Raw genomic sequence first — 22,651 nt, forward strand, 5'->3', positions numbered from 1 at the left:
AGATGACAAAATTCACTAAAAATACTTTATTAATCTAACAGGATTATTTATTACTATGCATTATTTTTTTAACCTGAACAAATACATAACACTATTTATTTTAAGTATTCTGTTTACCTCCCCCGCTCATGCAGTTATAGACCTCCAGTCATCAAGTGATACCTGGGCTGAAGTTCTAGTTGGTAATAATTTTGATCCTGGCCAGGATACGCAGGCAGTTGCCGCGGTAGATTTAACCGGTTTTGGTACCACTCCCCTGTTTTACATGAAGTATGACGATAGTGGAACTCCAGCAGACACATCTGATGATGAAGTCGCCTTTCGTTTTCGCGCAGATCATGCCGTTGATAATAAGGGTGAGTTTGACGGTTATATCTGGATTGGTCTGGATGTAGACAGTGATAATGACATAGATGCTTTTATGATGTTAGTAGGTAAAAGCGGGGTTTATAATGTCGATGTATATGATGCAGGAAATGGCACAAACACGTCACCCAGCACAACCGATATTAATTCTGCTTCTATTACGCCTGTCACAGCAGGCTTTACTTTTGACCATAACCTAATCACAACAATCGATGCGACAGGCACTGCAGATCTTGATGGCGATACAGAACTGGACTACCTGATAAGTTATAAAGTGAATTTCGATGCACTTGCTACCGCTCTTAACGCATTAACATTAACTGGCTCTAACCCTTCAGCTACAATCTCTACACTCAATTCAAATGCAGGCATGACAGTCGACACTGCGTTTCAACTTGTTGTTGCAAGCGCACAAAACGCAAACACACTTAATGGAGATATCGGCGGTTACGATGATAAAGCCGATGATCTAACCGTTTCTTTTGCAAGCAAAGGCGCTTTCTCCAGTGGTTTAAGTTTCTCAAATCCGGAACCCGCTATTGCCGATTTAACTACCAGCCTGATCACAGCAAGTATTTTATCAATAGAAGCCAATGGCTCTTCAACATCCACTATTACGGTACAGTTAAAAGATGAAAATGGTATTAATCTGACATTAGGTGGCGATACAGTTACATTAAGCACAACACTCGGTTCACTTGACACCGTTAGTGATAATAATAATGGAACATATAGCGCGATATTAACAAGCTCTACAACAAGTGGCTTAGCTACAATTACCGGAACGATAAATACCAACAATCTTACCGATACTGCATCTGTTACATATACACCAGGTGCGGCAACTACCACTACAAGTACAGTTTCTGCCAGTAGTGCATCCATTACAGCCGATGGTACATCTACATCAACAATCACTGTTCAACTTATAGATACAAACGGAAACAACCTTAATAACGGTGGTGACGCAGTAACGCTTTCAACAACATTAGGCTCACTAGGTTTAGTTACTGATTTAAATAATGGTACATATCGCGCTGTACTTACAAGTGGTACAACAACCGGAACAGCGATTATTACCGGCACATTAAACACTCAGGATATTGATGATAATGCCTCTGTTATCTTTAACGCTGATATTGTCTCGCAAAATACCAGTATAATTTCTGTTAGTAATAACACTATAGCTGCAAATGGTATTTCAACTTCTATCGTAACCGTACAACTTAAAGATAGTAACGGCAATAATCTCAGCACTGGTGGTGACACTGTAGAATTAAATACAACGCTAGGCACATTAAGTTCAGTAACAGATGAGCTAGATGGTAGCTATACAGCAACATTAACCAGCTCTATCATTGCAGGTACAGCAACGATTACCGGATTAGTAAATAGTAATTCTATTACAGATAATGCCACCGTATCTTTTTTTGTTAGTGCTGCATCAGCAACAACTAGCCTGATTACTGCTAGCATTTTATCTATTAATGCTGATGGAACATCAACATCATTAATAACCGTTCAGCTTAAGGACATTAACGGAAACAACCTAAGCAGTGGCGGCGATACAGTCGTACTTGATACAACTCTCGGTAATCTTAGCGCTGTAACTGATAAATTAAATGGCACCTATGAAGTAACGTTAACCAGCGCCACTACGGTAGGAACTGCGACGATTACAGGTACTTTAAATGGCGCCTCAATTACAGATGATGCAACGGTTGCTTTTACAGTTGGTTCAGCCGTAATAACAACCAGTGTAATTTCTGCTAGCATTAATTCAATATCGGCAGATGGAACAAGCACTTCAATCATTACCGTACAGTTAAAAGATGCTAACGGCAATGTACTTAGCAGCGGTGGTGATTCTGTTTTACTAAATACCACATTGGGCAGCTTAGGGTTAGTAACAGACCAATTAGATGGTACATATCGCGCCACTTTAACCAGTGGTACTACAGCTGGAAGCGCAACAATTACAGGCACATTAAATGGAAATGCCATTAGTAATAATGCCAGTGTAGTTTTCATTTCAATACTGGATACAGACGGTGACGGAATTATTGATGACATAGATATTGATGATGACAACGATGGCATACCAGACTCGCTCGAAGGTGATGGAATAACCGACAGTGATGGTGACGGTATAGTTGATAGCCTTGATCTTGATAGTGACAACGATGGTATAACTGATTTAATGGAGTCAGGTATAACAAACCCTGAGTCACTCGATACAGATAACAATGGTCAAATCGATACTGACAACCCTGTCGGCACTAACGGATTAGCTGATATTATTGAAACCACAATAGACTCAGGCATTGTTAATTACAATAATGGTAACACCATAGATACTGATGGGGATGGTGTTGAAGATTTCCGCGACCTTGATAGTGATAACGATGGCATACCTGATGTTACGGAAGCAGGTGGAAACGATTCTGATAACAATGGAATTATTGGCACAGGCACACCTGTTGTAGACAGTAATGGACTTCCATCAGCTTTAATTACCTCACCTACAGATACTGATGGTGATGGCATTCCTGATCACCTGCAACTCGATTCTGATGGCGATGGCATCTCTGACCTGATCGAAGGCGGTGGCACCGACAGCAATGATGATGGAAAGGTCGACGGTTTTACTGACAATAACGGTGATGGTTTTGATGATGGAACGTTAAATACCCCTCTCCCACTTACCGATACTGATGGAGATGGAACCCCGGACTATCAGGACAATGATGACGTTGATAACGATGGCATAACTGATAGCATTGATCTTGATGATGATAACGACGGTATTCCAGACAGCCTTGAAGGCAACGGCCTAGTTGATACAGATGGAGACGGAGTTGTTGATAGCCGTGATTTAGACAGTGATAATGATGGCTTATTTGATCTTGTTGAGTCAGGAATTACAGACCCGTCATCACTGGATAGTGATAACAATGGCCAGATCGATAGCTCAAATGATGTGGGTAGTAACGGAATTGCAGATGTAATTGAAACATCCCCGGATAGCGGAACCATTAATTACAATAACGGCTCAATCATTGATACCGATAACGATGGTATTGAAGATTTCCGTGATCTTGATAGTGATAATGATGGTATTACAGATGTTATTGAAAGCGGTGGTAGTGATGATGACAATGATGGAATTATTGGTACGGGAACACCAACTGTTAATAACAACGGCCTTGCGACTGGTAGTGGTTTAACTGAGAAAGATACAGATAAAGATGGCATACCTGACCAACTGGATCTGGATTCTGACGCTGATGGAAAATTTGACCTGCTTGAATCAGGTAATAATGACATCGATTCAGATGGTCTGGTAGATAACTTCACTGACCTTGATGGAAATGGTTTCGATGACTCACTGACATTGCAGGCAACAGTTCTAACCGATACAGATAATGATGGCACGCCTGATTATCTTGATACAACAGACGACGCGAGCGGCACAATTCGTACAGGTGTAGATGGAATTGGTCCACTTAATCCAGTATTAATTTTGTTATTAATGCCTGTCGTTTTAATCAGCCGGTATTTTTCTAAAACTATATTATTATCGCTATTAATCACGCTACCTTTAACAGGCAATGCTGAAAGCAATAATGAAAGTGATAAAGATAAATATCAACGAGGTGTTTATATTGGCGCAGGTATTGGTCAGTCTTTAATGGCTCCAGAAACTGATGGCACTATTTACTCTATAGATGATGATGAAGATTTTTCATATAAAATTTATGCCGGTATGGATCTGACAGAACACTTTAGTGCCGAGATTAGTTTTGCCGATTTAGGCACAACCACCCTTCAACCAACGGGTGAGATTGATTATGAAACCATCTCATTCAGTGCTCTATATTATTTTTATGATCAGGATGAAAATGATCATCTAGGCTGGGCCGGTTACATTAAAGCAGGTCTGGGTACAATTAATAACAGTGCCAACGTACCCTATGATAAAGAAAATTCCGTACAGATATCAATGGGTGCCGGTATAGAATACGGTTGGGATAATGGTCTGGCTGCTCGTCTTGATCTTGAAAGCTTTGATGATGACGCATCCTTATTAACTGTAGGTCTGCTATATCGTTTTGGTAAGAAACAGAAGAAGCCACAACCAGAACCCAAACCCGAACAAATCAAAGAACCAGTGGACACAGACAAAGACGGCATCATTGATGAGCAGGACGAATGCCCGAACACAATTGCCGATAGAAAGGTAGATTCTAAAGGCTGCGAACTTGATACAGATAAAGATGGCGTATTAGACAGTCAGGATCAATGCCCGGAATCACCAGAAGGCGTGAAGATCGATGAAAAAGGCTGCAATAATGACAAAGATAATGACGGTGTACTAAATGAAACAGATGCCTGCCCTGACACTGTAAAAGACGCTTCTGTTAATACACAGGGTTGCGCTATTTTTGAGACAAAAATAGATGGCATCAATTTCAAAGTACGCTCTTCCGACTTAACTGATGACTCTAAATCAATATTAGATGTTGCCGCTGAAGCTTTACTAAAAGCAGCCAGTGTTCGCATAGAAATTCAGGCGCATACGGATAGCCGTGGTAAAGAATCTGCTAACCAGAAACTGTCGGATGCACGGGCAAAAAGTGTAGCTGATTATTTAGAATCAAAAGGTATTAATAGCGAACGAATGGAGTCGAAAGGTTATGGTGAAACACAACCTACAGCAAGCAATGACACTGAAGAAGGTCGCGCCGAAAACAGAAGAGTTGAATTTCGTGTACTGGATAGCGAATAACGAACTGCGTTAGATATAATCTGTTCTCACACATCTGTGTGGGAACAAATCTAAAATAAAATATTTTATTAAAACTATCAGATAAAACTTAAGTAAATATACCTTTAATTACACCTACTTAACTATGCTCCCGACTGACATTAATAACATTCTGTAACTGATTAATTTTATCCATTACCCTTCCCAGTTGGTCTAAGTCACAAATCTCAGCAGTAATTGTCATATCAGCCGTTTGCTCATCTTTATTCGAGAACGTATTAACACCGACAACATCTACTTTTTCATCTGTTAATACCTTGCTTACATCACTTAACAAACCCTGGCGATCAAACGCTTCGACATGTATGGAAACGGTATAGGTTTTATTTATATCATCCCCCCAGTCGGCCTCAATCAGGCGATCACGTTTATCATTTTCCAGATTAATAATATTAACGCAATCTTTTCTATGAACAGCGACTCCTTTGCCACGGGTAATAAAACCAATTATCTGATCACCCGGCACAGGTTTACAACAATTTGATATTGTTGTTAATAGATTATCCACTCCACGAATACGAACTTCATCACTATTTAATGGTTTTTTCGATGTTTTCGTTTGTTTGGCTAATAACGGTATACTCTTTTCTTTATCAGAAAATACATCATGCAAAGCATTAGCTAATTGCCCGGGAGTGATATCTCCTCGACCAATCGCAGCATAAAAATCTTCTGCAGAATCCTGTTTGTAATGGTCTAGTATTTTTTGCAATGATGATTTAACTAAACCCAGACGATTTAATTCACGTTCATAACAGACTTTTCCGTCAATTATATTGAGTTCATAATCCTGATGTTTAAACCAGCTTTTAACTTTTGCACGGGCACGTTTAGTTTTTAAATACCCCAGAGTCGGATTCATCCAGTCACGACTTGGAGCGGCTTTATTACTGGTTAATACTTCTACCTGCTCACCATTCTTTAATTCATAAGTTAACTGAACAATACGCCCGTTGACTTTCGCCCCACGACAACGGTGACCAATTTCTGTATGAACTATATAGGCAAAATCTAAAGGCGTTGCACCATGTGGCAAATCCAGAACTTTTCCTCTGGGGGTTAAAATAAAAACACGATCAGGAAATAATTCCGTATGAAAACTATCAATTAATTCTTCATCTTTTGTTTCGTTCGGGTCGAGTAATTTCCTTAATGATGCTATGCCTTTTTCAAGACTATCATCACTCTCACTTCCTTCCTTATACCGCCAGTGCGCAGCAACACCGAACTCTGCAAATTCGTGCATTTCACGTGTACGAATCTGTATTTCTAACGGTTTACCATCAGGACCAAAAACGGCAGTATGAAGCGAGCGGTAACCATTTTCTTTTGGGTTAGCAATATAATCATCGAACTCCTGAGCTATATGGTGCCAGCGCCCATGAACTAGACCAAGTACCGCATAACAATCTGCAACCGCCTCTACAGTAATTCTTACCGCTCGAACATCAAATAGTTCTGTAAACTCTTTCTGTTTGGCGGTCATTTTTTTCCAGATACTATAAATGTGTTTGGGGCGACCGTAAATTTCAGCCTTAACATCATTCGCATCCAGCATACTGGTTATATCGTTTACAGCATCCTTAATATAATTTTCACGCTCATCTCTACGATCTTCTAGCAATCTTGCAATACGTTTATATGTGAACGGCTCAAGAAAGCGAAACGAAAGATCTTCCATTTCCCATTTAAGCTGCCCCAGCCCAAGACGATTTGCAAGTGGCGTAAAAATATCCAGTGTTTCTCTGGCAATTACCTGACGTTGAGCTGTGTCCTGACCTGCCAACATTCTTAACCGTTGAACACGATAAGCGATTTTTATTAACATAACCCGAACATCATCAACCATCGATAATAACATTCGCCTTAAACGCTCTATCTGTTCAGGTGAATTATCACCCATGTTTTCTATATGAAACTCATGCAACCAACGAACTTTTTTTACCAGATGATAAATCTCTTCACCATACTCTTTAATTACACTCTCAATAAATTCGTCCTGATTTAAACGGAAATCACCCAGCAGAGTAACGAGTAAAGTCGTACTATCGACACTTAAATCAGCCAGAATTAAAGCAACTTCAAGACCATTGGGCAGTATTTGTTCAGAGGGCGGCAGGTTCCAGACAAGTTTACAGGCACGAGTCAGTTTCTGATCACTGCCACAGTGGGCAGTTAATTTATGAAGATACTCATCAAATGTATACTGACGAGTAATATCCTGTCTTGAATGGGTAGTTTGCATAGACTATTTATATGAAATACTTTCATCCATGAAAAGAGATTTAATCCTTTGTAAGATTAATGTGACGTAAAATTACTGACAGTTCTCACAGTATCCATAAATAATTAAGCTGTGTTCTGATATTTGAAAATTATTATCTTTGGCTATCTGGTTCTGATGCTGTTCAATTACATCATCCATAAACTCAACAACTTTACCGCAACTGGTACAAACCAGATGGTCATGATGCTCACCATGATTTAACTCAAATACCGCTTGACCACCCTCAAAGTGATGACGCGTAACAAGACCTGCACCTTCAAATTGAGTTAAAACACGATAGACCGTTGCCAGCCCAATTTCTTCATCCTGCTTGAGTAATGATTTGTAAATATCTTCAGCACTTTGGTGACGCAGATTTCCCGACTCCAGCAATTCAAGTATTTTCATTCGTGGCAGGGTAATTTTAAGCCCTGCTTTTTTTAAATCAGCTGTTTCCAAATCAAACTCCTGCTGTTTTTTGAGTGGGATATAGTTTAAGATTCTACGCTTCATTATACGCGAATCTAGATACGTATCATTAATATATGCAAAAGAAACTCATTATTATTAGCATTATAAGTGCCGCTCTGTTTTTTACATCGGCTTGCGACCCCCACCGAATAGACATACAACAGGGAAATAAGGTCACGCCTGAGAACTTTGCCAAACTGAAAAATGGTATGAGTCGGAACCAGGTTGTCTTTGTACTAGGTTCCCCACTACTAAAAGACCCGTTCCATCAGGATCGCTGGGATTACATCTTTTATCTCAAACCAGGGAATAAAGACGTAAAACAATCACGTTTAACCTTACATTTTGATGGTGATACGTTGATTCGAATTGACGATAGTGCGTATACACCGGGAGTTCATGGAGATAAGGTAAAAGTAGAATCCCTGAATCCAGATGATTTACCACCCGAAGTAAATTAAGCCTGCTAAATAAGTTCGATGAGATTTACTGGCGATAGTGACTGATTGCTCTTTGCCACTATAAATGAAAGGGTTTATTTATCACCACCGCCTTTCTTCATTTTCTTTCCATCTGCTTCTCGTTTACGCCGAACCTCTTTAGGGTCAGCAATTAACGGACGATATATTTCAACTCGGTCACCGGCTCTCAATGCTGCAGTTTTCTTACCCAGCTTGCCAAAAACACCTATTTTATTAACTTTAAGATCAATCTCGGGATATATCATTAGAATTCCGGACTGATCAACTGCCTGTTCCAGTGTCGTACCCTCATCAACCATCAATTCTAAAATTTGTTGATTGTTTTCCAGAGCATAAGCAACTTCTACTTTAATTTGAGTTATCTGGTTAATTGTTTCAGATTCGCTCACCGTACACCTCTACTGCTCGTTTACAAAAAGCATCAACCATTGAATTACCTATCTGATTAAACACCGGGCCTACCGCAAACGCGATAAGTTTGCTCTCAAATTCAAATTCCAGGTCCAAAGAAATTTTACTAGCACTTTTATCCTTAAGTGCATCAAATCGCCAGTATCCCTGCAAGTGCTTGAATGGACCTTTTAAAAGTCGCATTTCAATTATCTTGTCTTTTTGCAGGCGATTTAATGTAGTAAATGATTTATTAAGTGCACCACGGGCAATTTCTATACTCGCCTGAACTTCATTATCATCTCTGGATAAAACATCTGTTGAACGACACCAGGGCAAAAACTCTGCATAAGATTCAATGTCATCAACCAGTGCAAACATTTCTTCTACAGAATACGGAACTAGCGCATTACGGGATATTAACGTCACTCTTAAACCTGTTTATTTAATCACACCGACTACATTTAAAAACACAACCATAACCGCTATGGGTGCTACAACCCGAACCAGGTTAATCCAGACAGTATAACCTTTTTCCGTTGTATTTAACTCTTTCTTACTAGACTGAGGTTTCATTAACCAGCCAGCAAATATTGCGATAAATAGCCCTCCGACAGGCAGCATAATATTTGCAGTCAGGCCATCGAGCGTATCGAAGAAGGTTTTATTTTCAAATAAGGTTTCCCCAAATACAACCAGAGACCAGGTTTTATCCGCCCACAGGTTAAAGGATAATAAACTACCAATACCTGTAAACCAGACGGCCAGGCCACACCAGACAGAGGCAGAAACCCGTGTCATACCTCTATTTTCAACCAGCCATGCAACCGCTGGCTCTATCAGAGAAATAGAAGAACTCCAGGCAGCAAAAACCAGTAAAACAAAGAATAATGTACCAATTAAAACCCCTGCCTCCATCTGACCAAAAGCAATAGGCAGGGTCTGAAAAATCAAACCGGGACCAGCACCTGGCTCAAGATTATTAGCAAACACTATCGGAAATATAATCATGCCAGCAACCAGGGCAACTGCTGTATCTGCAACGGCTATCATGAAGGTAGCTTTAGCTATCGACGTCTCTTTAGGCAGATATGACCCATAAACCATGATCGCCCCCATACCAAGACTCAGGGTAAAAAAAGCATGCCCCATCGCAACAAGTACAGAGCCAGGGGTAAGTTTGCTAAAATCAGGAGAGAACATAAATTCCAGCCCCTGCGAAAAATAACCCGTAGACATGGAATAGAATAAAAGAATAATCAACAGTACAAACAGGGCTGGCATTAAATAAGTAACCGCTTTCTCAATACCGTGCTTAACACCTCTTGAGACGATGACCATAGTAGCGACCATAAATATGGTATGCCATGCCAATAGACTTTCAGGATTAGATACTAAATTTGTAAAGATACTGCTAACACCATCGGCAGTTGCACCTGAAAACAATCCTGAAGCAGTACGAAAAACATAAGACAAAGCCCAGCCTGCAATTACACTGTAATAAGACAGAATTAGAAAACCTGCAACAACACCAAGCCAGCCTAGCAAGGCCCAGGATGCAGGGCGCCCCTCTTCCGCTGCCAGAGCAGCCATGGTATTTACAGGGCTTTGACGACCTCGTCGACCCAACATAACCTCGGCCATCATAATAGGAATACCGATAGCAGCTATACAGATGAGATAGACCAGAACAAAAGCACCACCACCATTTTCACCGGTAATATATGGGAATTTCCAGATATTACCTAAACCTACTGCAGAGCCGGTGGCTGCAAGAATAAATGCGGTTCGACTTGACCACTGACCATGAATTGAGGTTCTGCTTTCTTCAGACATTTATTCTCCAGAAAAGAAAATACTTTAATTAAATTATATAACTTATTGTTTTATAAGGATTGTATTCTTAATGTTTCACTTTAAACAATGATAAAACACAACTCTTTTTTTATGCATAGTGTAAACGACTATTGCCTTTCGATAAACGACTTAAGCTGACAAATCATTCTCACGAGCAATAATATTAAATTCAAAACCAGCTTCATATTTAACGTATAATCACGCATCTTTAATGGACCACAACCAGATCTGTATTTATAAGAATGGCAAAGAAAAACAAAAAAACCAAGAAAAACTCAGGCAGCAGCATTGCTTTAAATAAAAAAGCTAGACATGACTACAGCATAGAAAAAACATTTGAAGCAGGCATAGTGCTCGAGGGCTGGGAAGTAAAAAGCATACGTGATGGTCGCGTTCAAATGACAGATACCTATGTCATGGTTAAAAATAATGAGATATTCTGGTTAGGCGGCCAGATCACAGCCCTGCTCACCGCATCAACTCATATCCATCCAGAACCCACCCGCCCACGTAAGTTACTACTGCATAGACATGAGATAGACAGACTAGTAGGCGCAGTTGAGAGAAAAGGATATACCTTAGTTCCTTTAAAAATGTACTGGAGCAAAGGCCATGTAAAAATGGAAATCGGACTGGCGAAAGGAAAGCAATTACACGATAAACGAGCAGATGAAAAAGATCGCGACTGGAACAGAGATAAAGCCCGAATTCTGAAAGGCACTCATCATTAACGTGGATAATCAGGGAATAACATAAAACAGGATAGAAAAGAAATGCAATACACTGCCCGCAAGCACAAACATGTGCCAGATCGCGTGATTGTATTTAATGCTATCCCATACATAAAAAACAACACCTAAAGAATAAAATAAACCTCCAGCAAGCAACAATATCAGGCCTCCAGTTGCCACCTGCTCCAGCATAGGATTAATGGCGACAATAACAATCCAGCCCATTCCCAGATAAAGCGCCAGAGATACTTTTTTAAACGGTTTCCAGTTTACAAACTCAAGCACCACACCAATAAGAGCCAAAGACCAGATCACACCAAATAATGACCACCCCCATGAACCCCGTAAACTGATAAGTAGAAAAGGCGTATATGTTCCTGCAATAAGCAAATATATTGCTGCATGATCAATACGTTGTAATAAAACTTTAGCAACAGGATGAGGAATGCCATGATATAAAGCTGAAGCACCATATAATATAATTAGACTGGCTCCATAAATACTGCTACTTACCACATGCCATGCATCACCATTAAGGCTGGAAAAACCCACTAGAATCGCCAGTCCCGCAATGCTAAGCAACATACCCAATGCATGCGTAGCGGTATGAGCAACCTCTTCAGCCGACGTATAGGCAGTTTCTTGCGATTGAGACATGATGGAACCTCTGGCATTCTAACGACTCCGACTATACTGAAACACTAAACAAACGAAGTAAAGAACATAAATACATGACTCGTAAGCATCAGCTAATTCAGGCCTTAAGCTTTGAAATAGGCGCTCTGACACTCTTTATCCTGATTTTTTCTCCTTTATTGGGGTATAACGAAATAGACCTGGGAATCCTTGGACTCATTTTCTCATTACTGGCTATTATCGTTCTCTATTTCTACAATCAGGCATTTAACAGATCACTAGTAAAAATTAACGGCAGTACAGACAAATCTACCCTGGCAAGATTTGTACACGCCATTATGTTTGAGTTTATTTTATTACTAATAAGTCTGCCAATCGTGATCTGGTGGTTAAGTATTAACTTATTAGAAACTCTCACTCTGGAAGCAGCAGCAATCACATTTATGGTGATATACACTTTTTTATTCCACCTGATAGTAGAGAAATATATTATTAAACCTTCTACTTAGTGTTATTAAGAATGCATTCTGGCCAATATGATATTGTATTTATATACACAATATAAAAAGCTCTTACATGAGATTTACAGGCAATTAAAAATATGGAAGATAAAAAGTATGCAGTAATTTTCACTGCACAAATGACTAACCCTGATAAAGAGTATTATGCGACTGCAAAAAAAATGCGCGAACTGGCAATCAATCAATACGGTTGTACAGACTTCACATCTGTATTTGAAGATTCAAATGAAATCACGGTATCATACTGGGAAAACCTGGAACAAATAAATGCATGGAAACAGGATATAGAACATTTAAAAGCCCAGAACATGGGAAAGAGCAAATGGTATAAAACATACAGAGTACAGGTTGTAGAAGTTTTACGTGAATACTCTAGCCATTTATAAACAGGTATAAATACCTTAAACATACATCACGTTTTTATATACTAACCACTATCAATATTTAAAAGGTAAACCAGAGGCTAAAATGTCTTATATAGAATCCTCCCTGCTAGATGGCGAGAAAATCAGAGAACTATTCAATTTTCACTGGTCATCCAAAGTTCTGGCTATTGTTATGATCCCACTTATCATTCCAAGTTTTGGTATTGCTTTAATTATCATTATTAGAGAATACATAAAATTAGTTAGCACAGACCAGTGCCTGACAGACCAGCGCATTATACTAAAAACCGGCATTCTAACCTATACAACAGATATTATTGAGTTACCCTCAATTAAAACTGTAACTATCGATCAGAACTTTTTTGGCTCTATCTTTAATTTTGGCTCAGTGATAATTAGCGACAACAAATCTAAAGACATAACCTTTAAATACGTAGATAACCCAATAAACGTCAAAAACACAATAGATAACGCCAGAACAGAATGAAATACACACTAATCACCTGATTTAATTCAATTTAAGGCATTATTGATTTTTTAAGCTAAAATTGGATAACGAATTAAAGATAACCATTATAAAAGGCATACCAGACATGAATACTAATAATGAAACAGATCGTCGACAATTTCTACTGGCTGCAGGCTCTCTGGCTGTTGCGGCTGCTGCAACCTCATCTAATGTATTAGCTTCCAATTCTAAACACCATCATCATGCTCCATCAAATGAAGAGCTTGTTAAAACAGCATCTCATTGCCGTTCTACAGGCAATGCCTGTATTGCACATTGCCTGACTTTACTTGGTGAGGGTGATACTGAGATGGCTGAATGCGCGAAAAGCGTACAGTTAATGATGCCTACGTGTGATGCCACAGGATATCATGCGGCCGCCAATTCCAAATATCTAAAAGATTTGGTTAAGACCTGCCAGGAGGTTTGTGAAGATTGTGAAAAGGCCTGCCGTAAACACGAAGACAAGCATGTTGAATGTAAAGATTGTGCGGAGAGCTGTTCTGATATGATTGATGCCTGCAAAGCTTATTTAAAAGCTGCATAATCATTTAAATTACCCCCCTTCAAAGCCTTGCTTAGGTTCAGATTATCTGAATTCTAAGTAGGGTTTTAAGTACTCAACAACTATAACTTAATCATCATCTCTCAGTTTCTGCCCGGACCACGCACGAACAATCGCCCAGACTGCAACTAATATAAACACAGTATGCACGAAGGTAAAATAAGTAATAACGTAAACCCATGTCAATGGTGACTCAAAACCTCCAAGTAAAATCATAAGCGCACTAACCACAAACAAACTTACCCCTGCTATCAGGTTTAACTTAATCCCCAGTAAAGCATGATAATGATCGATAGTATTTTTTTCTGATTTACTAAAATTAATCAGGAGATATATAAAAGCCAGACCTGGGAGAAAAGTAAGATTTAAAAAAGAGGCTAAAGCATAATTAGATGCGTGCTTTACCTGAGTATCTGTAAAACCATTATTACTGCTAACTTCTGATGCCTGCATTATCAGTACCTGATTATATTAGGAAAACGAGTATTCGACGCCTATACAACATTCACAACACCTCTGGCATCCCGTAACAACACTATCATAAGGATAGCAGAAATAGTAATAGAGTTTACTGCTTCCTCTGCTTTTTTTATAACACAACAAAACTTAGCGGCTAGTTAAAAAGTCCGTTAACTTTCCCTTATTCAATAACTTTGCTTTACCCCATGAAGAAACACAAACCTATACCAGAGATTTTAACCTTTATTACTTTACACACACAGATCATTTAATGGTAACTTACCCCGAATTATAATTTTCATTATAAACAGGATAAAACATGAGTGATAACATTTATGCTGCACCACAAGCCGATTTAACACAGACTTCTGATAACGATAATGAAGCTGAGCTGGCAACTCGTTGGAGCAGGCTCTGGTCTTCATTAATTGATAGTTTAACGATTATGGCTGTTTCCATTCCTACCATGTACTTTACTGGCGGTTTTGACATGATAAGTGAAGGAATACAACCCTCCTTTGCTTACAATATAGCGATTGCTGCATTATCCATTTCCGTATTCTTTATCATTAATTTTAAATCACTGAAAACTCAGGGGCAGACGATAGGTAAAAAAACACTAAAAATAAAAATCGTTGATCTTGAAGGGAACCTGCCTGACTTTAATACACAAATCCTGAAACGATATGCCACATACTTTTTACCTGGACAAATCCCGGTTGCTGGACAGTTTTTTTCACTTATAAATATACTTTTCATATTTGGTAAGAAAAAACGCTGCATACATGATTTTGTGGCCGGCACAAACGTCATTAAATCTTAACAAAGAATCACCTACGGAAATTTTTATGGATTTACTTTCTCAATACCTTGAAATCGCAACTTTTATAATTACAATTTTTGGTTTACCTGTTGCTATTTATATTTATTTACAGGAACAGAAACTTCAAAGAGAAGAAAGAGAATACGGCACATACGATGCACTTGATGACAAATATATAGAACTACAGCAACTATGTCTTGATTACCCGAACCTTGACGTTTTTGACACGCCGTTTAATAAAAAACCAGACCTCACCGAAGGCGAGTTAAAACAGGAAGAAGCCATACTGCTTATTCGAATTTCCATTTTCGAACGAGCCTATTTAATGTATCAACGTGAAGTAGCAAAGGCCAAACAAAATCAGTGGGAAGGATGGGATATTGAAATACAGGAATGGTTAGAACGACAGAATTTTAAAGAAATATGGGATATTCATAAACAATATTATGACAGAAGATTTGTCACATATTTCGAAAATAAAAGGTCATAAAAAGATGATTAAAAACATGTATTCAGAGTAACTAGTGAGCATATTACTAACTGTAATTACATCAACCCTGCTAGCAGGACTTGCTATGCCCTTAGGAGCCGCACTTGCCTGCTTCGATAATATTAGAACAGACTGGTTAGAACAGGAGTTCAGACACAGTGTAATGGCTTTTGGTGGCGGCGCATTATTATCGGCTGTTGCTCTTGTTCTGGTTCCAGAAGGCATAACAAATCTCACCCCACTGTCAGCCAGTATTTATTTTATAGCTGGTGGTTTTGCATTTATGCTGCTGGATATATACCTCAACAAGATAAATACACCCGCAAGCCAACTTGCTGCGATGTTATCGGATTTCATACCTGAATCCATCGCACTAGGCGCAGCATTTGCAACAGATAGTAAAATCGCTTTTTTACTGGCTGCAATGATTGGCTTACAAAACTTACCCGAAGGCTTTAATGCATATCGGGAACTAAATAAATCTTCATCATACAGCCGAAAAAAAATTATAACTGTATTTACACTAATGGCTTTACTCGGCCCAGTTGCAGGAATATCCGGTTTTCTCTGGTTGCTTGATTATCCGCATTTTATAGGTGCAATTATGTTGTTTGCATCCGGTGCTATACTTTATTCTATATTTCAGGACATCGCTCCTCAGGTAAAACTTGAAAAACATTACGCTCCACCAATGGGCGCTATCTCAGGTTTTGTTTTAGGGCTGATTGGCTATATGGCAATGTCATAATGGATTTTCTTACCTTTAAAAAATTTATTAGCACAGAAGCATTAATTCTGTTTTATTACACGGGGGCATTACTAATGCCCGTCGGTATATGGGTTTCTCTTTTATGGTTAACAAAAAAGTACAAACTTATACATGATGCCTATCAAAATACAAAAGACATATTATGGAAATCATTAACGTTAAAACAACAAATAAAATTTATTTCATTCTTTATTTTGTGTATCCTCTTTGCTGAACTATTCTGGAGAATGTTATTCGAATTTCTTATTGCCTATATGCAAATTCGCGATGCATTATTAAACACACAATTTTAAGTAACCTTTAATATGACATTTATAAAAACTGACAAACCTGTCGCAATCTGGGTCATATCAATAATAGCCGTAGTCTTTGGCTTACTTACAATAAAATCAGGTGGATCCGTCATTTTTATTGATGGTATTGACCGAAAGAATGCAGGTAACTATATTCCTTTCGTAGTCTGGTTTAACTTTCTGGCCGGTTTTGCTTATGTTATCGCTGGTACAGGACTCTTTATGAAAAAAAGCTGGGCGGCCCGCTTATCTTTTCTTATAACAATCTCTACGCTGATAATATTCATACTTCTTGGCTTACATATACTTAATAATCAGGCATACGAGACGCGCACCGTTATTGCTATGAGTTTACGAACAACTATATGGACACTGATCTCTATATTTTCATATATAAAATTAATCAAACCTGCTTAATAAAACTCTAAACATCATAAATAATCTTTACTGATATAACCCGGCCCGGTTTACGGCCAAGCATCCTGCCATCTAACGGTGATTGTAATTCCTGCCTGTTTCAGGTGATTGTTTTTGTATATATTAGTATAATTTAATATACTGAGACATAACTCACTGTTTTGTAACATCAAGCCTATATAATTCATAAAAATCAAACTATCGAGAAAGCTAATGACTGATAAAGAGCCGACTAAAAAGCCCACCGCCCCAAAGAAAGCCGCTAAAAAGAAAGCCGCAGCACAACCTGCTGCAGTAACCGTAGAAGCACTGGAGAGCATAAAGTCCGTACTGGCTGAGATGAAAACTGAACGACAAAGCCGTGATGAGCAGTTATCTCAGTTGTTTGATGGCCTGAATGGTGCTTTTGCCCGTGCAGATTCTATTAATAACGATCGTGAAGACCACAGCAATAAATCTATCAAGGACCTTACAGAATCAATCATGCGTGACCATGAGGCCACCTTGAAAGAAGTACATGAGCAGGAAGCTCTGGCTGATAAAAAATTAGGTTATTTGCAACAAATTCAACAGCAGCAATCAAAACGTAATAAATGGATCGCCATACCCGGCGCTACCATGGCTGTTGTGGCCGTTATTTATATGTTTTATGTAGTCACTATTATGGAAGAAGCCATGAGCAGCATGTCTAACGATATGCAGCATATAACAAGCTCAGTTAATAATATGTCTACTCGAATGAACACGATCAGTGAAGATACTCGAGCCCTGAACGTTCACACGGGGCAGATGAATCACGTGATGAACCAGAATGTAGCGCCCGCCATGAATGGTATGAACAGTATGATGCCGTGGTAATTATAAAATACTGAAAGACCGGTCACCTTATGAGTAACTGGTCTTTCAGATTATTTAATCGTTACCTAAGCTCTGGCCATAACACTAAAACTATGAATAAAAGATGAGCCCACTCTGCTATCTTTCAAAATCGCTTTATAATCACCTACTTTCAGTTTTACCTTTCCAGCAGTAAACGCCATTCCCATTGATACCATACCAGGTGGCTTTTTAATCCATTTTCTCCACTGTGATTTACCACATCGGACATCTAGGTCCAGTTTCTGATCGGTATATATACCTGCTGAAACAATTTTACCATTTTCAATAGAAACATAAGCCTCCGGTTTATCCTGCTTATCAAAACCATAACCAATCACCTGAGTAAATCGCGCTTTTTCCAGTGGTTTTATTAACTCGGGCTCTTCATTCCAGAATGCCATAAAATTATCAGTCCATTCTTTAGAAAATAATTCTGCCATTTGCTGACCTCAATTTATTATCAGAGAGTTTTTAAATTAACTTTAAAAACACACTATATTCATAAGACCCCTCTAGATATATTTGCTTTGAAAGCCTCATACTTCCTATTAGGTTATTTAATTGACGTTAACGTCAACCTGATCTATATTATGTCATATAGGAGATGTAATGGACAAGTTATTAAGCATTACTGAAGTCGCAGAAGAATTCGGTGTTACAGCAAGAACAATACGGTTTTATGAGAGCAAAGGCCTGATTTCTCCACAAAGAGTAGGCTCTACCCGCGCTTATTCATATAAGGACCGGGGGCGATTAAAGCTTATTTTCAGAGCTAAAAGGCTTGGTTTTTCGCTTACTGACATTAATGAGTACCTGGAACTCTATATCGTAGATCAGACTCAAAAAGAACAGGTACATCTCCTGTTAGACAAGGTAAATGGTCGAATTTCTGAGCTAGAGCAGCAACAGGAAGACTTAATCGATACTTTAGAAGAGCTAAGAGAAATACAGAAACAATGTTCGGAATCTATAGACACAGCCTGACAACACATCTGCAGATTCATTAGTAACGAACTTAACTTTATTATTTATACCGGAGAACACCATGAAAACTGTCGTAATAGCTGGATATGCCAGGTCCCCATTTACCCTGTCCAATAAAGGCGAGTTATCAAAAGTTCGCCCGGATGATCTTGCAGCTACGGTAGTTAGGGGACTGGTTGAGAAAACCGGTGTTAATGTAGATGACATTGAGGATTTAATTCTAGGTTGCGCCTTTCCAGAAGGTGAACAGGGATTTAATGTTGCGCGTCTGGTTGTGTTCCTGGCCGGCCTTCCCCAGTCAGTTGCCGGTACAACCGTAAATCGTTTTTGTGGCTCATCGATGCAAAGCATACATAATGCTGCAGGTGCAATTTTGATGGGTGCTGGTGATGTCTATATCTGTGCCGGCGTTGAATCAATGACACGGGTTCCAATGATGGGCTTTAATCCAATGCCCAATCCTGAATTAGCTCAAAGCCTGCCAGGTGCATATATGGGTATGGGTGAAACCGCAGAGAACCTTGCAACTAAATATGAAATCAGTCGTCTGGCTCAGGAAGAATTTGCAGTAACCAGTCACCAACGTGCTGTCGCGGCTCTTCAAGCGGGTAAGCTGAAAGATGAAATTATCGCTATTGGTGATGTAGATAAAGATGGCTGCATTAGACCAGACACATCACTTGAAGGTCTGGCCGGTTTACGGCTCGCATTTGATGAAAACGGTTCAGTAACTGCAGGCACATCATCCCCGTTAACCGATGGTGCATCAGCCACTCTCGTGTGTAGTGAAGAATACGCAAAAGCTAACGGCCTGGAAATTATGGCGCGAATTAAAAGTATTGCTGTCTCAGGTTGTGCACCTGAAATTATGGGCATTGGCCCCGTTGCTTCCAGTAATAAAGCACTTGAACGTGCAGGTCTTAGTGTTGCCGATCTGGATATTATCGAACTTAATGAAGCTTTCGCATCACAGTCCCTTGCCTGCATACATGACCTGAATCTGGATATGAATAAAATCAATCTTGATGGCGGCGCAATTGCCCTCGGCCACCCTCTTGGAGCTACCGGTGCTCGCATCACCGGCAAAGCTGCAGCTTTATTAAAACGAGAAGGTAAACAGTTTGCGCTGGCGACCCAGTGCATAGGCGGAGGTCAGGGTATCGCCACTATACTGGAGGCAGTGTAATGGATATTAATAAAGTTGCCGTTATCGGTGCAGGTGTTATGGGAGCCGGCATTGCCGCTCACATTAGTAATGCAGGTATTTCTGTTGTACTACTCGATATAGTGCCCGAAGGTGCTGAGAATAGAAACATCATCGCTGATACCGCTGTAAGTAAAATGATGAAAGCTCAACCCGCAGCTTTTATGCATAAAAGAAATTCAAAATTAATTACCACCGGCAACATAGAAGACCACCTTGATTTACTCGCTGATTGCGACTGGATCGTTGAAGCTGTTATTGAACGTCTGGATATAAAACAGGATCTGTATAAAAAAATTGATTCTGTGCGTAAAACCGGTGCCATTATTTCATCAAACACATCGTCTATTCCGTTACATGATTTATTAAACGGATTACCCGACACTTTCGCAGCTGATTTCTTAATAACACACTTTTTCAACCCTCCCCGTTATATGCGTTTACTGGAAATCACTCGCGGCGAAAAAACACGTGAAGAAGTTGTTAATGCAATCGATTTATTTTCTGATAAAGCATTAGGTAAAGGTGTTGTTAACTGTAAAGACACACCGGGCTTTATTGCTAATCGTATTGGTATTTACTGGATTCAGGTTGCCATACTTGAAGCGATGGAACTTGGCTTAACGGTTGAAGAAGCCGATGCAGTTGTGGGTCGCCCCATGGGTATTCCTAAAACCGGTGTATTTGGTTTATCCGATTTAGTGGGGCTGGATTTAATGCCACACTTAATGGAAAGCATGACGAGCACATTACCTGAAGATGATGTTTTTCATTCTAAAGCAACGATACCCGAACTTATTACCAGACTTATTGAAACCGGTTATACAGGGCGTAAAGGTAAAGGTGGTTTTTATCGCTTAAACAAAGAAGGCGGTAAAAAAGTTAAAGAAGCCATAGATTTAAAATCAGGTGAATATCACCCGGTTAAAAAAGCGCATTTAAAAAGCATTTCTGCCTCACGTAAAGGTGGTTTACAGGCCTTGATAAGCCACGAAGATAAGGGCGGCGTTTATGCCTGGAAGGTACTCTCACAGGTTCTATCTTATGCGGTAAGTTTACTACCTGAAATTGCTGATGACATTCTTTCAGTTGATGAGGCAATGAAACTGGGATACGCATGGAAATATGGTCCATTTGAATTAATAGATCAAATGGGTGCCGAGTTTTTTGCTAAACGCCTTGAAGAAGACGGTTTAGAAATTCCCTCTTTATTAAAGACCGCTCTAAAACAGACCGAAACGGGTTGCAAATTTTACAATATAGACAATGGACAATTACAAAGGCTTACATTAGACGGAAAGTATAAAAATGTAGAGCGCAATGAAGGTGTTCTACTGTTATCAGATATAAAACTGGCCAGTAAACCGATTGAAAAAAATGGCTCTGCTTCACTATGGGATATTGGTGATGGTGTCATCTGTTTAGAATTTACCAGCAAGATGAATGCAATTGATCCGGAAATTTTAAAAATGATCAATATTGCTATTGAACGCATAGAAGATGATTTTAAAGCACTGGTAATTTACAACGAAGGATCAAATTTCTCTGTAGGTGCAAATGTTGGTTTATTATTATTCGCTGCAAATATTGCCGCCTGGGAAGAAATTGAAGACATGATTGAGTCCGGACAGGAAACGTATAAAGCACTTAAGTATGCCCCTTTCCCTGTTGTTGGCGCTTCTTCAGGTATGGCACTGGGTGGTGGCTGTGAAGTTTTATTACATTGCGATCGTATTCAAGCCCATGCTGAAACATACATGGGACTGGTTGAAGTGGGTGTAGGTTTAATACCTGGCTGGGGTGGTTGTAAAGAAATGTTACAACGCTGGGTTGTTAATAAAAAACGTGCAGCCGGTCCTATGCCTCCTGCTATAAAAGTATTTGAAATGATCAGCACTGCAGCAGTTGCAAAATCAGCTGCTGAAGCAAAATCAATGTTGTTATTACGCGAAGAAGATAATATCACTATGAATCGCGATCGTTTACTTGCTGATGCAAAAGCACAGGCGCTTTCTATGGTTGAAAATTATCAACCACCAGAAGAAATTGAAATTAGTCTGGCCGGCCCTACCGCAAAAACAGCCATGAGCATGGCCGTAAGTGGATTTAGAAAGAATGGCATGGCAACTCAACATGACGAAGTTGTTTCACTTGCTCTGGCAGATGTAATTAGTGGCGGAGATACCGACATTACCGAAACACTCAGTGAAGATGATTTACTGGAACTTGAACGGGAAACTTTCATGACCCTTGCACACCATCCTGACTCTCTGGACAGGATGGAGCACATGTTAGAAACCGGCAAACCACTGCGCAACTAAAGGAT

At 39.4% G+C, this 22,651-nt stretch carries 24 protein-coding genes; 16 read left to right on the forward strand and 8 right to left on the reverse strand.

Going from position 1 to position 22,651, the window contains the following annotated elements; translation table 11 throughout:
• The first annotated feature begins 55 nt into the window (after positions 1-55).
• Positions 56-5,155 carry a hypothetical protein gene (locus tag DIZ80_17230; protein RDH80768.1) on the forward strand — a complete coding sequence of 1,700 codons (5,100 nt, stop codon included), beginning with the start codon at positions 56-58 and terminating at the stop codon, positions 5,153-5,155.
• A gap of 118 nt (positions 5,156-5,273) precedes the next feature.
• Here the strand turns inward: DIZ80_17230 and DIZ80_17235 are convergent, their stop codons facing one another.
• Positions 5,274-7,439 carry a GTP diphosphokinase gene (locus DIZ80_17235; protein ID RDH80769.1) on the reverse strand — a complete coding sequence of 722 codons (2,166 nt, stop codon included), beginning with the start codon at positions 7,437-7,439 and terminating at the stop codon, positions 5,274-5,276.
• A 72-nt stretch (positions 7,440-7,511) separates the two neighbouring features.
• Positions 7,512-7,919: a ferric iron uptake transcriptional regulator gene (locus DIZ80_17240; protein ID RDH80822.1), complete on the reverse strand. Its 408-nt coding sequence runs from the start codon at positions 7,917-7,919 to the stop codon at positions 7,512-7,514.
• A 101-nt stretch (positions 7,920-8,020) separates the two neighbouring features.
• On the opposite strand from DIZ80_17240, the gene DIZ80_17245 reads away from it, so the two are divergent.
• Positions 8,021-8,392, forward strand: coding sequence for an outer membrane protein assembly factor BamE (locus DIZ80_17245; protein RDH80823.1), 372 nt, complete (start codon positions 8,021-8,023; stop codon positions 8,390-8,392).
• Positions 8,393-8,466: 74 nt separating this feature from the next.
• On the opposite strand, the gene DIZ80_17250 is transcribed toward DIZ80_17245, so the two are convergent.
• Genes DIZ80_17250 through DIZ80_17260 form a run of 3 tightly spaced genes read right to left on the reverse strand, consistent with a single transcriptional unit; the run spans position 8,467 to position 10,639 of the window.
• The gene (locus DIZ80_17250) at positions 8,467-8,784 is read right to left on the reverse strand and encodes an RnfH family protein (GenBank protein ID RDH80824.1); all 318 of its coding nucleotides are present in this window, start codon (positions 8,782-8,784) and stop codon (positions 8,467-8,469) included.
• A 4-nt stretch (positions 8,785-8,788) separates the two neighbouring features.
• Positions 8,789-9,232, reverse strand: a complete 444-nt coding sequence (locus DIZ80_17255) for a ubiquinone-binding protein (protein ID RDH80770.1) — start codon at positions 9,230-9,232, stop codon at positions 8,789-8,791.
• 12 nt (positions 9,233-9,244) lie between these two features.
• Positions 9,245-10,639, reverse strand: coding sequence for a sodium-dependent transporter (locus tag DIZ80_17260; protein ID RDH80771.1), 1,395 nt, complete (start codon positions 10,637-10,639; stop codon positions 9,245-9,247).
• 263 nt (positions 10,640-10,902) lie between these two features.
• On the opposite strand from DIZ80_17260, the gene DIZ80_17265 reads away from it, so the two are divergent.
• Positions 10,903-11,391 carry an SsrA-binding protein gene (locus DIZ80_17265; protein RDH80772.1) on the forward strand — a complete coding sequence of 163 codons (489 nt, stop codon included), beginning with the start codon at positions 10,903-10,905 and terminating at the stop codon, positions 11,389-11,391.
• 9 nt (positions 11,392-11,400) lie between these two features.
• Here DIZ80_17265 and DIZ80_17270 read toward each other — a convergent pair whose 3' ends face one another.
• Positions 11,401-12,048: a hemolysin III gene (locus DIZ80_17270; GenBank protein RDH80773.1), complete on the reverse strand. Its 648-nt coding sequence runs from the start codon at positions 12,046-12,048 to the stop codon at positions 11,401-11,403.
• A gap of 74 nt (positions 12,049-12,122) precedes the next feature.
• On the opposite strand from DIZ80_17270, the gene DIZ80_17275 reads away from it, so the two are divergent.
• The 4 genes from DIZ80_17275 (at position 12,123) to DIZ80_17290 (ending at position 13,989) form a co-directional block, all read left to right on the forward strand.
• The gene (locus DIZ80_17275) at positions 12,123-12,536 is read left to right on the forward strand and encodes a hypothetical protein (protein ID RDH80774.1); all 414 of its coding nucleotides are present in this window, start codon (positions 12,123-12,125) and stop codon (positions 12,534-12,536) included.
• A gap of 92 nt (positions 12,537-12,628) precedes the next feature.
• Positions 12,629-12,934: an antibiotic biosynthesis monooxygenase gene (locus DIZ80_17280; GenBank protein ID RDH80775.1), complete on the forward strand. Its 306-nt coding sequence runs from the start codon at positions 12,629-12,631 to the stop codon at positions 12,932-12,934.
• An 82-nt stretch (positions 12,935-13,016) separates the two neighbouring features.
• The gene (locus DIZ80_17285) at positions 13,017-13,421 is read left to right on the forward strand and encodes a hypothetical protein (GenBank protein ID RDH80776.1); all 405 of its coding nucleotides are present in this window, start codon (positions 13,017-13,019) and stop codon (positions 13,419-13,421) included.
• 106 nt (positions 13,422-13,527) lie between these two features.
• Positions 13,528-13,989 (forward strand): four-helix bundle copper-binding protein, encoded by a 462-nt coding sequence (locus DIZ80_17290; protein RDH80777.1) that lies wholly within the window; start codon positions 13,528-13,530, stop codon positions 13,987-13,989.
• An 87-nt stretch (positions 13,990-14,076) separates the two neighbouring features.
• Here DIZ80_17290 and DIZ80_17295 read toward each other — a convergent pair whose 3' ends face one another.
• Positions 14,077-14,460, reverse strand: coding sequence for a hypothetical protein (locus tag DIZ80_17295; GenBank protein ID RDH80778.1), 384 nt, complete (start codon positions 14,458-14,460; stop codon positions 14,077-14,079).
• Between the two features lie 325 nt (positions 14,461-14,785).
• Between DIZ80_17295 and DIZ80_17300 the strand changes: the two genes are divergently transcribed.
• The 6 genes from DIZ80_17300 (at position 14,786) to DIZ80_17325 (ending at position 18,116) form a co-directional block, all read left to right on the forward strand.
• Positions 14,786-15,289: an RDD family protein gene (locus DIZ80_17300; GenBank protein RDH80779.1), complete on the forward strand. Its 504-nt coding sequence runs from the start codon at positions 14,786-14,788 to the stop codon at positions 15,287-15,289.
• 25 nt (positions 15,290-15,314) lie between these two features.
• Positions 15,315-15,779, forward strand: a complete 465-nt coding sequence (locus DIZ80_17305; GenBank protein RDH80780.1) for a hypothetical protein — start codon at positions 15,315-15,317, stop codon at positions 15,777-15,779.
• A gap of 85 nt (positions 15,780-15,864) precedes the next feature.
• Complete coding sequence (locus DIZ80_17310; GenBank protein RDH80781.1) at positions 15,865-16,527, forward strand: divalent cation transporter; 663 nt, start codon at positions 15,865-15,867, stop codon at positions 16,525-16,527.
• Positions 16,527-16,841 (forward strand): hypothetical protein, encoded by a 315-nt coding sequence (locus DIZ80_17315; protein RDH80782.1) that lies wholly within the window; start codon positions 16,527-16,529, stop codon positions 16,839-16,841. Before DIZ80_17310 ends, DIZ80_17315 begins: the two co-directional genes overlap by 1 nt.
• Before the next feature lie 12 nt (positions 16,842-16,853).
• Positions 16,854-17,258: a hypothetical protein gene (locus tag DIZ80_17320; GenBank protein ID RDH80783.1), complete on the forward strand. Its 405-nt coding sequence runs from the start codon at positions 16,854-16,856 to the stop codon at positions 17,256-17,258.
• A gap of 213 nt (positions 17,259-17,471) precedes the next feature.
• The gene (locus DIZ80_17325; GenBank protein ID RDH80784.1) at positions 17,472-18,116 is read left to right on the forward strand and encodes a hypothetical protein; all 645 of its coding nucleotides are present in this window, start codon (positions 17,472-17,474) and stop codon (positions 18,114-18,116) included.
• 65 nt (positions 18,117-18,181) lie between these two features.
• Here DIZ80_17325 and DIZ80_17330 read toward each other — a convergent pair whose 3' ends face one another.
• Complete coding sequence (locus DIZ80_17330) at positions 18,182-18,577, reverse strand: SCP-2 sterol transfer family protein (GenBank protein RDH80785.1); 396 nt, start codon at positions 18,575-18,577, stop codon at positions 18,182-18,184.
• A 169-nt stretch (positions 18,578-18,746) separates the two neighbouring features.
• Between DIZ80_17330 and DIZ80_17335 the strand changes: the two genes are divergently transcribed.
• The 3 genes from DIZ80_17335 to DIZ80_17345 all read left to right on the forward strand — a co-directional run bounded on the left by DIZ80_17335 (position 18,747) and on the right by DIZ80_17345 (position 22,646).
• Positions 18,747-19,121 (forward strand): MerR family transcriptional regulator, encoded by a 375-nt coding sequence (locus DIZ80_17335; protein RDH80786.1) that lies wholly within the window; start codon positions 18,747-18,749, stop codon positions 19,119-19,121.
• 61 nt (positions 19,122-19,182) lie between these two features.
• Positions 19,183-20,307: an acetyl-CoA C-acyltransferase gene (locus tag DIZ80_17340; GenBank protein RDH80787.1), complete on the forward strand. Its 1,125-nt coding sequence runs from the start codon at positions 19,183-19,185 to the stop codon at positions 20,305-20,307.
• Complete coding sequence (locus DIZ80_17345) at positions 20,307-22,646, forward strand: 3-hydroxyacyl-CoA dehydrogenase (GenBank protein ID RDH80788.1); 2,340 nt, start codon at positions 20,307-20,309, stop codon at positions 22,644-22,646. The genes DIZ80_17340 and DIZ80_17345 overlap by 1 nt, the downstream gene beginning before the upstream one ends.
• The last annotated feature ends 5 nt before the right edge of the window (positions 22,647-22,651 follow it).

This window comes from endosymbiont of Galathealinum brachiosum (genome assembly GCA_003349885.1).
Classification (GTDB): Bacteria; Pseudomonadota; Gammaproteobacteria; order SZUA-229; family SZUA-229; genus SZUA-229.